Raw genomic sequence first — 12,954 nt, 5'->3', positions numbered from 1 at the left:
CGGACCGACCGGCAACGTCGGCGTGCGACCGGACTATTCGAACGGAACCGGCGGAAGCTTGACGACCTGCGACGCGTAACTCAGCCCGGCACCGTAGCCGAGGAGGAGCGCGGTGTCGCCGGGCTTCGCGGCGCCGGTCGAGAGCAGTTCCTCCATGGCCAGCGGGATCGACGCCGCACTGGTGTTGCCGGTGTGCTCGATGTCGTTGGCGACAACCGTGCCCTCGCGCAGTTTCAGGTTCTTCGCGAGCAGGTCGTTGATCCGCGAGTTCGCCTGGTGCGGTACGAAGACGTCGAGCTGCTCGGCGCCGATCTTGGCGGCGTCGAGCGCGCGCTGGGCGACCTTGCCCATCTCGAAGGCTGCCCAGCGGAAGACCGCGGTGCCTTCCATGCGCAGGTAGGGGCGCTGGGTGCGGTCGCTGTCGAGGAAGGTGACCCAGTCGATGTCCTGCCGGATCGCGTTGAACTGCGAACCATCGCTGCCCCAGATCACCGGTCCGAGCTGCTGGTCCTCGGTCGGGCCCACCACGACCGCGCCGGCACCGTCGCCGAAGATGAAGCAGTTGGTGCGGTCGGTCATGTCCATGGTGATCGACAGCTGCTCGGCGCCGATGACGAGGACGTGCGTGGCGCTGCCGCCGCGGATCATGTCCGAGGCCACCGCCATGCCGTAGCCGAAGCCGGCGCAACCGACGGTGATGTCGAACGACGGGACGCCATTGGCGCCGAGTTCGGTCGCGACCTTGGTGGCACCGGCGGGTGTCAGCAGCAGGTGCGTGTTGGTCGCCAGGATCACCGCGTCGATGTCCGACCCGGAGAGCAAGGCGTTCGCGATGGCCTTGCGGCCCGCGTTGACCGACATCTCCATGACGGTCTCGTCGCGTCGGGCGAAGCGCCGCGTCTTGATGCCGGTGCGGGTGTAGATCCACTCGTCCGACGAATCGATCTGCTCGCAGATCTCATCGTTGGTGACGACCCGTTCCGGCCGGTATGCCCCGATGCCGAGCATGCCGATGTTGTTGATACCGGCAGTGTCCGCGATGACAGCCATGAGTGTCCCTTCCGCTATGCGACCCGCCATAGACGGTCTCACATCGCGGCCTTACTGGGAAGTAGCCCCCCGACGTTGCTCGGTGCCCTCGATCATGGCGCGGTACCGCTCACGGTCTGCGGTCATCTGGTGGCCGGGGTCGTCGGCCGGTGGCGTCCAGGTGTGCGGCCGCAACTCGAGTCGACCGTCCCGGACGTCGTCGAGCACCTCCGACAACCAGCCCAGCTCGGCACGCGCCTCGGCGCCCCACAACTGCATGCCACGCACCGCGTGCGGCGGGACATGCGGAAAGTCGGCAGGGGTCGTGTCGACGGGGAACTCCGAGAGCTCGGCGGCGAGTGCGTCATGTCGCCGTTGCAGGAGCTCGGCCGCTCGACTCGTCTCCAGGAGCGGGACCAGTCCGAACGCGGCATGGAAGTCGCGGCGGTCGAACACGTTGACGGTCACGATCGCTTCGGTGAGGAGTCTCTCGAACTCGGCGCGGCCGCTCCCGGTGAGTTCGTAGACGGCGACCTCGCGTGAGCCGTCGGTGAGGTCGTGCCGGACCGCCAGGCCCGTCGACACCAGGCTGCCCAGCCCGTGATAGATCGACCCCGGGTTCACGTTGGCCCACTGATCGACCTGCCAGGACATCAGCTCTCGTCGGATCTGGTAGCCGTTGACCGGTTCGAACAGCGCGACGGCACCCAGTAACAACAGTCGGGTGGTGGTCGCTCCCATGTCTGACGAGGGTAGGTCGAGAATCATCCGCATACCAGGACCGTCGTTGACCGCAATTCGATGAATCCTCGTACTCGGGCGAGTCAGTCTGTCCGAGACGGCGGCGTCGGATCTCACCGTTGACTTCCGATGTACACACTGGAAAACTCGCACCGGTATTCAAACTTGAATAGAAGACCGTGAACGCAGTCTCGGGCCCGACGGATGTAGAGGGGAGTTCGATGATCCACGCACGTGGGCTGGTACAGACATTTCACACCGGCCGTGGGAAACAGAAACGGGAGGTGCGCGCCGTCGACGGCGTCGACCTCGACATCGCGGAGGGGGAGGTCGTCGGTTTCCTCGGACCGAACGGGGCGGGCAAGACGACGACGCTGCGGATGCTGACCACGCTGCTCAGGCCGACCGCGGGCACGGCGACGGTGAACGGGTACGACGTCGTCAAGGATTCGGTGATGGTCCGGCGCAGCATCGGCTACGTGTCGCAGGCCGGCGGCACGTTCAGTCAGGCGCAGGCCGGCGACGAGGTCGTCGACCACGGCATGCTCTACGGGATGTCGCGGGCGGCCGCCACCCGGCGCGGGAAGGACCTGTTCGCGCAACTCCAGCTCGACGGGCTCTGGGACCGGATGCCGAAGAACATGTCGGGCGGACAGAAGCGTCGACTCGACATCGTCATGGGTCTCGTCCACGACCCCACGCTGGTGTTCCTGGACGAACCGACCACCGGTCTCGACCCGCAGGCCCGGGCCAATCTCTGGGAACACATCCGGCGTCTCCGCACCGATGCCGGGGCGACGGTCTTCCTGACCACGCACTACCTCGACGAGGCCGACGAACTCTCCGATCGCATCATCATCATCGACAACGGCCAGATCGTGGCCGCCGACACCGCGGACAACCTCAAGGCCAAGGTGTCCGGTGACCTGGTCGACCTCGAGATCGCCGACGACGCGATGGTTCCCGTCTCCGCGGAGAAGCTGGGTGCCATCGCGACCGACGTCGAGACCGATGGTCGCCACGTCCGGGGCCGGGTTCGTCGCGCCGGCCGAGCGGTCCCGGGACTGCTCCGGGACTTCGACGCCGCCGGGGTGAACCTCGACTCGATCGAGGTGATCCGACCCACGCTCGACGACGTCTTCCTCACCCTGACCGGACGCTCGCTACGCGATGCCCAGGATGAACAGCCCGCCGACGAGGCCGAGGTGGCCGACGGGGTCCCAGTCCAAGGAGTGTCGCAGTCATGACCTTTCTCCGCGAGAGTCACATCGTTTTCCGCCGCCAGATCCGGATGAACCTGCGCAATCCCGCGTGGGTGCTGATCGGGGTCATGCAGCCCGTCCTCTATCTGCTGCTGTTCGGCCCGCTGCTCACCCCGCTCGTCTCGCAATTTCCCGGTGGTGCCGACAATGCGTACACCTTCCTCGTCCCGGGGCTGCTGGTCCAGCTCGGCATCTTCGGTGCGTTCTTCGCAGGCTTCAGCCTGATCGGTGAGTGGCGCGAAGGCGTCATCGAGGCGGAGCGGGTCACGCCCGCGAGTCGCACCGCCCTGCTGACCGGTCGGCTCTGGCGCGACGTCCTCCAACTCTTCGTGCAGGCGGTCATCCTGGTGCTGCTCGGACTGATCATGGGCATGCGTGGATCGTTCACCGGAATCGTCGTCGGCATCCTGATCACGCTGATCGTCGGCGGTGCCTGTGCCGCGGCGTCGAACGCGCTCGCGCTCACCACCAAGAGCGAGGACGTGATGGCGCCGGTCATCAACATGGTGATGATGCCGGTCCTGCTGTTGTCGGGCATCCTGCTCCCGATGACCCTGGGGCCGACCTGGCTGCAGAAATTGAGCGACTTCATGCCGTTCAAATGGATCGTCGATGCGGTCCGCGGATCGTTCGCGGGGGACATCATGACGTCCACCGTCGCCTGGGGCCTGCTGACCGCGATCATCCTCGGTGCCCTCGGAACCTGGTGGGGCACCGCCGTTTTCCGTAAGGAGAACGCGTAGGGTCGGGCGTCGCCTTATCAGCGGTTGGTGGACGGTAGAGCCTGGTCGAGGCTGGTCTCCTGGGGAGCCGGGGGGAGTGTCACGACGGCCCCGGCGTAGCTGAGGCCGGCACCGAAGCCGAGCCGTCCGCTGGTCGAGTAGCGGCGAGGCGCTAGCCGAGCGGCGTATCGAGACCACTCTTGTTGTGTGAGAGGTGATCTCGATACGCCCTTCGCTGGCGCTCCGGGCTACTCGATCAGCGGTTGGGGCCGTCGAGGCTGGTCTCCTGGGGAGCCGGGGGAGTGTCACGACGGCCCCTGCGTAGCTGAGGCCGGCACCGAAGCCGAGCAGCAGGGCGGTCTGCCCGCCCTTTGCCTTCCCGCTCGCGAGCATCTCCTCCATGGCCAGCGGGATCGAGGCCGCCGACGTGTTGCCGGTGTTCTCGATGTCGTTGGCCATCGGGATGTCGTCGGCGAGCCCGAGGTTCTTCTTCATCAGCTCGTTGATACGGGCGTTGGCCTGATGCGGGACGAACACCTCGATGTCCTCGATGCCGACTCCGGATGTCTCCAGAACCGAGGTCAGCGCCTTGGGCAGCGTGATCGCGGCCCAGCGGAACACGCGCGGTCCCTGCATGGTCACGAACATCCGTCCGACCGGCTCGGCCTCGGGGTCCTTGTGCTGGAACTCCTCGGCGCGATCCATGTATTCGGGGATGTCCCAGTTCTGTCCGATGGCCTCGGCGTTCTCGCCGTCGCTGCCCCAGACGGTCGGCGAGATGCCGTTCTCCTCGCTGGGCCCGACCACCACGGCGCCGGCGCCGTCGCCGAAGATGAAGGCGGTGTTGCGGTCGGTCGGCTCCATCACGACCGACATCGTCTCCACGCCGACGACCAGCACATACTCGGCCGATCCGGCGCGGATCGTGTCGGCGGCGATGCCGAGGCCGTAACCGAAACCGCCACACCCGGCCGCGACGTCGTAGGCCGGGATGCCGTTGAGTCCGATGTCGAACGCGACGATGGGCCCGCCGTGCGGGATCTTGGTCTTCCAACTGTTGGTGGCCAGGATCAGCGCGCCGATCTTCTCCTTCGGCACGCCTGAATTGCGGATGGCCCGCTCGGCGGCGGCCGCCGCCATCGAACGTGCCGATTCGTCACCGCTGATCCAGCGACGGTTCCGGATGCCGCTGCGTTCGAAGATCCACTCGTCGGTGGAGTCGAGAACCTGGCGGACATCGTCGTTGCTGACGAGTCGTGTGGGTCGGTACGCACCGATGCCGAGCATTGCCACATTCTGGTGTCCGGTCCGCGCCGCAATTCCCACCACAGTTCTCCGTTTCGTCGATGATCGGCCGACTGTGATTGTAGGCGTACATTACCGCGAAGTAAGAAGCCTTTGGTCCCATTGTCGTCGCACCACGTCAGCCCCGGTCGCAGGGTCCATCACCCGGACAGCGGCCAGACGGCCGGGATCACCAGCATCGCGACGACGAGCCAACCGAACATCACCGGTACACCGAGGCGCCAGTAATCGCCGAACCGATACCCGCCCGGTGCCATCACGATCATGTTGGCGGGGGTGGCGATGGGGGTCAGCACCGATGCCGCCCCGGCGACACACACGAGCATGAGGATCGGGCGCGCATCCACGCCGACCTCGGCTGCGGCGGCGAGCGCGATCGGGATCACGATGAGGACCGTCGCGGCATTCGAGATGAACTGACCGAGGATGGCGGTCAACAGGAACAGTGCGACGAGCAGGACATACGGGCTGTGATCGGACACCAGGTCCACGATGGGCCGCGCGACCAACTCGGCCCCGCCGCTGTCGGTGATGGCCGTGGACATCGGGATCAGCGCCGCGATCAGCACGAGCGTCGGCCACGACACCGCACGGTAGGCGTGCTCGGACGTGATGACGCCGCTGAGGATCATCGCGACCGCGGCCAGCAGGGCGGCGACGACAGCCGGGACGACGCCGGTGGCGAGCAGCACGATCATCGCGACCAGGATCAGTGCCGCGCGCGGTGCGGTCCGGCCGAGCGGAACGGTCTGGCGACGCACCTGCTCGGACGAGGCCACCACCAGCACCTGCCGGTCGGCCGAGAGGGCGTCGACGGCCCGCCACGGACCGTGGACGAGCAACGTGTCCCCTTCGGCGAGGTCGACGACCCGCGGGCCGATGTCGCGATTACGCCGCCGCACCGAGAGCACGAGGAGTCCGTCCTCGCCGCGCACCATGCCCGCGAACACGCGGTTGCCGATCCATTCCGACCTGGGTGGGATCACCACTTCGGAGAGACCGAGGTCGCGGTCGATGAGCCTGCCGGCGCGGCCGTGTCGGCCCGCCACATCCTCCACGGTGAGTCCGTGGTCGCGCGCCAGTGATTCGACGTCGGGCCCGGGCCCGGAGACCACGACGGCGTCGCCCTCGGCCAGGGGTTGGGCGGAGTCGAGGACCGTCGCCCCCTGTGCTCGCTGCGCGGCGACGGCGTGCACCGGTGAGTCATCGGTACGCAGGTCCCGCACGCTCATGCCGATCAGTGACGATTCCGGTCCCACGTGTAGCCGGTAGATCCGGTCGTCGAGGCCGTAGTACTCGGTGACGGTGCCGAGATAGTCGCTGAAATCGTCGGGCAGCGCGGTCGATTCGCGCCTGGGGAGTGCGCGTTCGCCGATGAGCGCGGTGATCGCGACCGTCACGAGGACCAGCGGGATGCCCACCGCCGCGAACTCGAAGTAGCCGAAGCCGTTGCCGGATTCGTCGACCATCGCCTCGTCGACGATGACGTTGACGGGGCTGCCGGACAGGGTCAGCAGCGAGCCCGCGCTGCATCCGTAGGCCAATGGGATGAGCACGCGCGACGGCAGCATTCCCGCATGCCGCGCGATCGCGACGGTGACCGGGACGAGCGCCGCGGCCGCGCCGTTCACGGTGATGAGGGCGCTGAGCAGAGCGCCGAGCACCATGATCGACGCCAGCACCCGCATCCGCGTGGTGCCTGCGATCCGGTTCATCGTGTGCCCCACCCAGGCGGTGATGCCGGCGGCCTCGAGTCCCTCGCTCACCACGAAGAGGGCCGCGATGAACACGATGACCGTCGCACCGAGCCCACTGGTCATCGATTCCACACTGACCAGGCCGGAGAAATAGAGGGCGAGTGCGGACGCGATCGCGACGACTCCGACGGGAAGCCGGTTGATGACGAACAGCGCGACGGTGACGCCCAGGATGATCAGGCTCAGGGCTGCATCCGACACCGCCTCATCGTCGCACCGAGTTACCAGGCGTGCACGGTGTTCTGCGCCGGTTCGAGTCCGTGGGCGACCAGCAGCTCCACGGCGTCGACGCCGTGGGTGATCAGGAGTTCGACGTCGGTCCGTGCCGACGACGGGAACGGTTTCAGCACGAAGTCGGCGGGGTCCTGGCGGCCCGGCGGCCGGCCGATGCCCAGTCGCACCCGCAGGTAGTCACGCGTCCCGATGGACTGGCTGATCGAACGGAGCCCGTTGTGCCCACCCTCACCACCGCCGCGTTTGAGTCGTACCAGCCCGAAGTCGATGTCGAGCTCGTCGTGCAGCGCGATGATGTCTTCTGTGGGTATCGAATAGAACTTGGCCAGCGGGCCGATCTGGCGTCCCGATTCGTTCATGTAGGTCCGCGGCCTGGCGACCAGGACCTGACGGCCGGCGAGGGTGATCGGGGCGACCTCCGCACCCGATTTCTTGTGCAGCTTCCACCGCTCGCCGGCCGAGGCGACGAGGCCATCGGCGACCATCGCGCCGATGTTGTGCCTCGTCTTCTCGTACTTCGGACCTGGGTTACCCAGCCCGACAATCAGTTTCATCGATCAGTCGACGAATGGACCTATTCGGCCGACTCGGCGGCATCCTCGTCGGTGCCCGGGGTCTCGGCGCCGGCCTCTTCGGCCTCCTCTTCGAGGTCGGATGCGGTCGGGGCCTCGTTGATGGCGACGATCAGGGTGTCGGGATCGCTGATCAGGGTGACACCCTCCGGCAGCTCCAGGTCCGAGGCGTGCACGGCGTTGCCCGCGGTGGTGCCCTCGACGCTGACGACGATCTGCTCGGGGATCGACAGCACGTCGGCCTCGATGTCGACGGAGTTCGCGTCCTGGGTGACCAAGGTGCCCGGGGCGGCGTCGCCCTCGACGACGATGGTGACCTCGACGGTGACCTTCTCGCCGCGGCGGATCACCTGGAGGTCGACGTGCTCGATGTAGTTGCGGATCGGGTGGACGTCGATCTGCTTGGTCAGCGCGAGCTGGCTGGTGCCCTCGATGTCGAGGTCGATGATCGAGTTGGTGCCGCTGTTACGCAGGATCGCCGCGAGCTCGAGAGCCGGCAGGCTGAGGTGCTGCGGGTCGGTGCCGTGGCCGTAGAGCACGGCGGGGACCTGGCCGGCGCGACGTGCGCGGCGGGCGGCGCCCTTGCCCTTTTCGGTGCGGGTGGTGACCGCGAGCTTGGCGGTTTCGGTTGCCATGGTGTTTCTCCTCGTTCTGCGGCTCGATGACCGCGGTGGTTCGGTTGGCGGGTCGCAGCGAGCGACATCGACCGGAACCGACCGGGCGGGCGATGCAGACGCCCGCGGAGGAGTTTCCGTGATGGCCGCGCCGATAACGGTGATCACTCACCCTCGCCGAGACAACGCAGAAGAGAATAGCCGACGGCCTGGGCGGATGTCACATCGCGCCTGGTGGCCGCGCGTAGGCGGGGAGGGATGGGGCCGTCGTGGAGGTATTTCCGTGACTCTCCGTCACAGGCATACTGACACCATGACATCGCAGACACCGATCGACATCGTCACCGAATTCCTCGACGACCTGGCGCGCGGGAACGTGGCGGCTGCCCTCGACGATCTCGACGAGCACATCGCCTACACCAATGTCTCGACACCGACGGTGCACGGTAAACGCAAGGTGGCGAAGATCTTCGGTGGGATGGACAAGCTCTCGTGGGCGGGTTTCAACTACCGCATGGTCAACGTGTCGTCCGACGGGCCCGTGGTCCTGACCGAGCGCGTCGACGAACTGCGGATGGGCCCGGTGGTCATGCAGTTCTGGGTCTGCGGGCGCTTCGAGGTCGCCGAGGGCCGGATCACGGTGTGGCGCGACTACTTCGACTATTTCGACATGGCCAAGGGGCTCATCCGGGGCCTGCTCGCCGCGGTGATCCCCGCGGTACAGAAGCCGTTGCCGGCGAAAGCCGTCGCCGGCTAGAACCCGACGTCACGCAGAACCCGACGTCACGCCACCTGCAGTTCCGGCGAGTACATGTCGATCCAGTGGTAGAGGTCGAGGACCCGGTCCATCTGTGTCCGCACCTCGGGTGCGACGTCGTGCGCGTCGGTGGCGGTCATCGCGGCGACAGCCCGGCGGTCGACGAGATCGAACACCAGGTGGTCGCGTTCGGCGGCCACGTCCTCGAGTTGCTGCTGCAGTGTGGCCGTGTACTTGACGTCCTGGGTGGACGGGTACGGGCTCTTCGTCCGATCGACCACCGACTGTGGGAGCACGTGCTTCGTCGCATGCCGCAGGAGACTCTTCTCGCGACCGTCGAACGTCTTGAAGGCCCACGGGGTGTTGTAGACGTACTCGACGAGGCGGTGATCACAGAACGGGACACGCACCTCCAGCCCCACGGCCATCGATGCGCGGTCCTTGCGGTCCAACAGCATTCGGACGAACCGGGTGAGATGCAGGTGGCAGATGATCCGCATCCTGCGCTCCTCCGATGACTCGCCGTCGACCACGGGGACCGCGGTCAGGGCCGTCGCATACTGGTCGCCGACATAGGAGTCGATGTCGAGGATCTTCTGCATCTCCGGAGTGAGCATGGAATACCGCGAACGGGTCAGCGCGCTGCCGAACGCGAGCCACGGGAACGTCTGCGCGCCGCGTGCGTCGTCGTCGAAGAACCAGCGGTAGCCGCCGAACACCTCGTCGGCGGACTCACCGGACAGCGCTACGGTCGACTCTGCTCGAATCGCCTTGAACAGCAAGTAGAGCGAGCTGTCCATATCGCCGAGGCCGGCCGGGATGTCACGGGCCCCGATCACTGCCCGGCGTATCGCGGGATCGGTGAGGTCGGCGGGGTCGAGCACGACGTCGCGGTGCATGGATCCGACGTGTGTCGCGACGTCGCGGACAAAGGGGGAGTCGGGTGTTCCCCGCATCTCGTCCGGGCGGAAGTTCTCCTCCTGGTCGACGAAGTCGACCGCATAGCTGTGGACGCGGTGACCGTCGGCGCCGAGTCGTGCGGCGGCGAGTCCGGTGAGTGCGCTCGAATCCAGACCGCCCGAGAGCAATACGCAGCGCGGGACATCCGCGATCAGCTGGCGATCGACGATGTCGGTCATCAGTTCCCGCACGTGATCGACCGTCCCGTCGATGTCGTCGGTGTGCCCACGCGCGGGGAGCGTCCAGTAGGTCCGGGTGGCGCAGCCCTCTCGCGACACGGTCACCACGGTGCCCGGTTCGACCTCACGGATGTGCTTCCACATCGACCATCCTGGTGCCTTGGTGACCGCGAACAGTTCGCGGAACCCATCGGCGTCCACGGTGCGCGGTACCCGCGGATTGACCAGCAGGGCTTTGGGTTCCGAACCGAACACCACGCCGTCGTCGGTCTGTGAATAGTAGAACGGCTTGATGCCCAGGCGGTCTCGTACCATCACGAGCTGCTCCGTGCGACCGTCCCAGATCGCGAAGGCGTACATGCCGTTCAGGCGATCGACCACCTCGGTGCCCCACTCCAGGTATCCATGCAGGACGACCTCGGTGTCGCTGTCGGTGTGGAAGTGGTGGCCGGCGGCCGAGAGCTCACCACGCAGCTCGCGGAAGTTGTACGTCTCGCCGCTGTAGACGATCGCGACATCACCGTTCCCGGTGTCGAACACCATCGGCTGATGGCCGAGCGGCAGGTCGATGATGGCCAGTCGTCGATGTCCGAGACCGACGTGGCGATCGACGTAGGTGCCGACGTCATCGGGGCCGCGGTCGCTCATCGTCGCGGTCATCTGGTCGAGAATGGTTCTCTTGCTCGATATCTCGCTGGTGTAGCCCACCCAGCCGGTAATTCCGCACATGGACGCACCCCACTTCGGTGATCGGCGATGCTGAAAGACATCAGCAATTCCGTTGTAACACGGAACTAATCCGGCGGGCGACGCGTCTTTTCGCTCTCGCGAGGTATGTCCGAAAGGTCGTGTCGTGTGGTGTCAGAGGATCTCGTCGAGGGTGTCGACCGGACGAGCGAGCCGGGTACCCTTGTCCGTCACCACGAATGGACGCTCGACGAGGATCGGATGCGCGACCATCTCGGTGAGCAGCTTGTCCTCCGGCAGGGACGCCAGGTCGAGTTCCTTGTAGAGCGACTCGCGCTTGCGCGCGGCCTCGCGGACGGTCAGGCCCGCGTCGGCGATCAGCCTGGTCAGCTGGTCGCGCGTGTACGGCTGGTCGAGGTATTTCACGATCGTCGGTTCGATCCCCGCGTCGCGGAGTTTCTCCAGTGCTTTGCGAGAGGTCGAGCACTTGGGATTGTGATAGATCGTCGCGTCCACGTGGACACCATACTCGTCAGGCGCCGGATCCACTCCCGGCCGCCCGTCCCGACGGCACCGTCGGAAATCGCAGGGTGAGCGCGAATGCGAGGACACGAGACCGCGCCCGGCGCACGAGACTACGGTGACCGGATGAGGATGGCACAGCGCGGCGCCGGGAGCGCACCGAGCAGCTCGATCGAGTTCGGCGTGCAGGTCTCGACATGGTGATGCGAACGGTCCTCGTGCTCGCTGCCGCGCTCGGTGTGCTCTCGCTGACCCCGGGGACCGCGTGCGCCTGCAGTTGTGCCGCACGACCGACCGCCGCGGTCATCAAGGACGCATCCGCGGTGGTGCTCGGTATTCCGGTGTCGCGCGTGGCGGACGGTTCCGCGGTCCGGTACCGGTTCGAGGTTCGGCAGAGCTACAAACAGCGGGTACCGCAGACGATCACGGTGCTGACGTCGTCGAGTTCGGCGGCGTGCGGTGTCCCGCTCGAGATCGGGGCCGAACGGCTGTTGGTACTCGGGCGGACTCCCGGGGGAGTGGCCGCGGGGCAGGACGACTGGGGTGCCTCGCTGTGCGAGAACACCGCCGACATCGGCCAGGCGGACGCCGTGCGGTATGCCGGCCCGTCGATCCAGCCGTACGCCGCCGACGACTCCCGCGAACCGCGACCCGCCGTCGTCGGGGCGTTCGTGGCGCTCGCCGCGCTGGTGGCAGTCCCGGGCGGCATCATGTGGTGGCGTGTGCGCCAACGGCGGTCGCGACCGGAGCCCCAGGACTGAGCGGGCGTCAGATCCGGGATCGGCGACCGGGGTGGATGGCCTGTCGCGACATCGCCGCCGAGGCGTTCACGATCCGATCGCCATACTTCTCGAGCACCAGCGACTGGGTTGCCGCGAGGTGGGCACGGGCGAGGCGCTCGGCCTCGTCGGCGTTGCCCGCCGCGATCTCCTCGACCAGTCGGCGATGTGCGCGGACGGCCTCCTCGGCCTCCAGTTGGGACGGGTACTCACCATGTCGTGTGCGGGCCTCGGCCCAGGCCTCCTCCTGCGCCGACCACAGCGCCACGTAGCTGCCGACGGCGTACCGGATGGTGGCGTTGGGTGCGAACGACACGACCAGATCGTGGAAATCGCGCGCGGTGTGGGTGAACTCCACGCCGTCGGTCACCAGTCCGATCGACGCGTCGATCGCCGCGGTGAGCGCCGGGACGACCACCTCGGCTCGATCGTCGCGCTTGGCGCATTCGGCGGCGCACAGCGGTTCGAGCATCCGCAGACCATCGGCGAGGTCGTGCAACGTGACCTTGCCTGCCTGCAGGGAGAGGCCGAGGTGATAGGCGGCCGACGTCTCATCCGGCCGGTGCACATCCGCGCCGCCGACGTTCCCGCGGCGGACCGTCACCAGGCCCTCGGTCTCGAGTATTCTCAGGGCTTCTCGGATCGACGGGTAACTGACGCCGAAATCCTTGACCAACTGTTCTTGTGTGGGCAGTCGATAGTCCTCGACATCCAGGATCAGGTCGCGAAGTTCGGCGGCCACCGTCTCGGCGATACGCCGCTGCGGAACGCGACCGTTCCTGATGCTCGTCACGCGACCCGCGATTCGTTCATGCCGCGAGTCTAATCCACCAC

At 66.9% G+C, this 12,954-nt stretch carries 12 protein-coding genes and 1 pseudogene; 4 read left to right on the top strand and 9 right to left on the bottom strand.

Annotated features, from left to right (window positions below):
- Nucleotides 1-33: 33 nt before the first annotated feature.
- Together D7316_RS08570 and D7316_RS08565 are read right to left on the bottom strand one after the other, a co-directional pair.
- A complete protein-coding gene (locus D7316_RS08570) occupies nucleotides 34-1,050 on the bottom strand; it encodes a beta-ketoacyl-ACP synthase III (RefSeq protein ID WP_124707912.1) in 1,017 nt (338 codons plus the stop codon).
- 51 nt (nucleotides 1,051-1,101) lie between these two features.
- Nucleotides 1,102-1,770 (bottom strand): PadR family transcriptional regulator, encoded by a 669-nt coding sequence (locus tag D7316_RS08565; protein ID WP_124707911.1) that lies wholly within the window; start codon nucleotides 1,768-1,770, stop codon nucleotides 1,102-1,104.
- Between the two features lie 221 nt (nucleotides 1,771-1,991).
- Between D7316_RS08565 and D7316_RS08560 the strand changes: the two genes are divergently transcribed.
- Nucleotides 1,992-3,017: an ATP-binding cassette domain-containing protein gene (locus D7316_RS08560; protein ID WP_124707910.1), complete on the top strand. Its 1,026-nt coding sequence runs from the start codon at nucleotides 1,992-1,994 to the stop codon at nucleotides 3,015-3,017.
- On the top strand, nucleotides 3,014-3,775 hold the full coding sequence (locus D7316_RS08555; RefSeq protein ID WP_124707909.1) for an ABC transporter permease: 762 nt from the start codon (nucleotides 3,014-3,016) through the stop codon (nucleotides 3,773-3,775). Before D7316_RS08560 ends, D7316_RS08555 begins: the two co-directional genes overlap by 4 nt.
- 264 nt (nucleotides 3,776-4,039) lie before the next feature.
- Here the strand turns inward: D7316_RS08555 and D7316_RS08550 are convergent.
- The 4 genes and pseudogenes from D7316_RS08550 to D7316_RS08535 all read right to left on the bottom strand — a co-directional run.
- Nucleotides 4,040-5,041, bottom strand: a pseudogene (locus tag D7316_RS08550) (beta-ketoacyl-ACP synthase 3); the annotation flags it as partial.
- Between the two features lie 158 nt (nucleotides 5,042-5,199).
- Nucleotides 5,200-7,017 carry an SLC13 family permease gene (locus D7316_RS08545; RefSeq protein WP_124707908.1) on the bottom strand — a complete coding sequence of 606 codons (1,818 nt, stop codon included), beginning with the start codon at nucleotides 7,015-7,017 and terminating at the stop codon, nucleotides 5,200-5,202.
- Nucleotides 7,018-7,037: 20 nt separating this feature from the next.
- The gene (gene pth, locus D7316_RS08540; protein WP_124707907.1) at nucleotides 7,038-7,604 is read right to left on the bottom strand and encodes an aminoacyl-tRNA hydrolase; all 567 of its coding nucleotides are present in this window, start codon (nucleotides 7,602-7,604) and stop codon (nucleotides 7,038-7,040) included.
- 20 nt (nucleotides 7,605-7,624) lie between these two features.
- Complete coding sequence (locus D7316_RS08535; RefSeq protein ID WP_124707906.1) at nucleotides 7,625-8,257, bottom strand: 50S ribosomal protein L25/general stress protein Ctc; 633 nt, start codon at nucleotides 8,255-8,257, stop codon at nucleotides 7,625-7,627.
- Nucleotides 8,258-8,549: 292 nt separating this feature from the next.
- Here D7316_RS08535 and D7316_RS08530 point away from each other — a divergent pair, with 292 nt between their 5' ends.
- Nucleotides 8,550-8,993 (top strand): limonene-1,2-epoxide hydrolase family protein, encoded by a 444-nt coding sequence (locus D7316_RS08530; protein WP_124707905.1) that lies wholly within the window; start codon nucleotides 8,550-8,552, stop codon nucleotides 8,991-8,993.
- A gap of 26 nt (nucleotides 8,994-9,019) precedes the next feature.
- On the opposite strand, the gene asnB is transcribed toward D7316_RS08530, so the two are convergent.
- Together asnB and arsC are read right to left on the bottom strand one after the other, a co-directional pair.
- Complete coding sequence (gene asnB / locus D7316_RS08525; RefSeq protein ID WP_124707904.1) at nucleotides 9,020-10,861, bottom strand: asparagine synthase (glutamine-hydrolyzing); 1,842 nt, start codon at nucleotides 10,859-10,861, stop codon at nucleotides 9,020-9,022.
- Nucleotides 10,862-10,993: 132 nt separating this feature from the next.
- Nucleotides 10,994-11,335 carry an arsenate reductase (glutaredoxin) gene (arsC, locus tag D7316_RS08520; RefSeq protein WP_124707903.1) on the bottom strand — a complete coding sequence of 114 codons (342 nt, stop codon included), beginning with the start codon at nucleotides 11,333-11,335 and terminating at the stop codon, nucleotides 10,994-10,996.
- A gap of 203 nt (nucleotides 11,336-11,538) precedes the next feature.
- Here arsC and D7316_RS08515 point away from each other — a divergent pair, with 203 nt between their 5' ends.
- Nucleotides 11,539-12,102, top strand: a complete 564-nt coding sequence (locus tag D7316_RS08515) for a hypothetical protein (protein WP_124707902.1) — start codon at nucleotides 11,539-11,541, stop codon at nucleotides 12,100-12,102.
- A 7-nt stretch (nucleotides 12,103-12,109) separates the two neighbouring features.
- On the opposite strand, the gene D7316_RS08510 is transcribed toward D7316_RS08515, so the two are convergent.
- Nucleotides 12,110-12,913 carry a FadR/GntR family transcriptional regulator gene (locus D7316_RS08510; protein WP_124707901.1) on the bottom strand — a complete coding sequence of 268 codons (804 nt, stop codon included), beginning with the start codon at nucleotides 12,911-12,913 and terminating at the stop codon, nucleotides 12,110-12,112.
- Nucleotides 12,914-12,954 lie beyond the last annotated feature (41 nt).

This window comes from Gordonia insulae (assembly GCF_003855095.1).
In the GTDB taxonomy this organism is placed as follows: domain Bacteria; phylum Actinomycetota; class Actinomycetes; order Mycobacteriales; family Mycobacteriaceae; genus Gordonia; species Gordonia insulae.
This window is presented reverse-complemented; position numbering and strand designations above follow the sequence as displayed.

What these genes read in the sequence shown, in the direction of transcription:
- pth (WP_124707907.1), bottom strand. Translation starts at nt 7,604, where the DNA reads ATGAAACTGATTGTCGGGCTGGGTAACCCAGGTCCGAAGTACGAGAAG.
- D7316_RS08535 (WP_124707906.1), bottom strand. Translation starts at nt 8,257, where the DNA reads ATGGCAACCGAAACCGCCAAGCTCGCGGTCACCACCCGCACCGAAAAG.
- D7316_RS08565 (WP_124707911.1), bottom strand. Translation starts at nt 1,770, where the DNA reads ATGGGAGCGACCACCACCCGACTGTTGTTACTGGGTGCCGTCGCGCTG.
- D7316_RS08515 (WP_124707902.1), top strand. Translation starts at nt 11,539, where the DNA reads ATGGTGATGCGAACGGTCCTCGTGCTCGCTGCCGCGCTCGGTGTGCTC.
- D7316_RS08570 (WP_124707912.1), bottom strand. Translation starts at nt 1,050, where the DNA reads ATGGCTGTCATCGCGGACACTGCCGGTATCAACAACATCGGCATGCTC.
- D7316_RS08560 (WP_124707910.1), top strand. Translation starts at nt 1,992, where the DNA reads ATGATCCACGCACGTGGGCTGGTACAGACATTTCACACCGGCCGTGGG.
- D7316_RS08530 (WP_124707905.1), top strand. Translation starts at nt 8,550, where the DNA reads ATGACATCGCAGACACCGATCGACATCGTCACCGAATTCCTCGACGAC.
- asnB (WP_124707904.1), bottom strand. Translation starts at nt 10,861, where the DNA reads ATGTGCGGAATTACCGGCTGGGTGGGCTACACCAGCGAGATATCGAGC.
- D7316_RS08555 (WP_124707909.1), top strand. Translation starts at nt 3,014, where the DNA reads ATGACCTTTCTCCGCGAGAGTCACATCGTTTTCCGCCGCCAGATCCGG.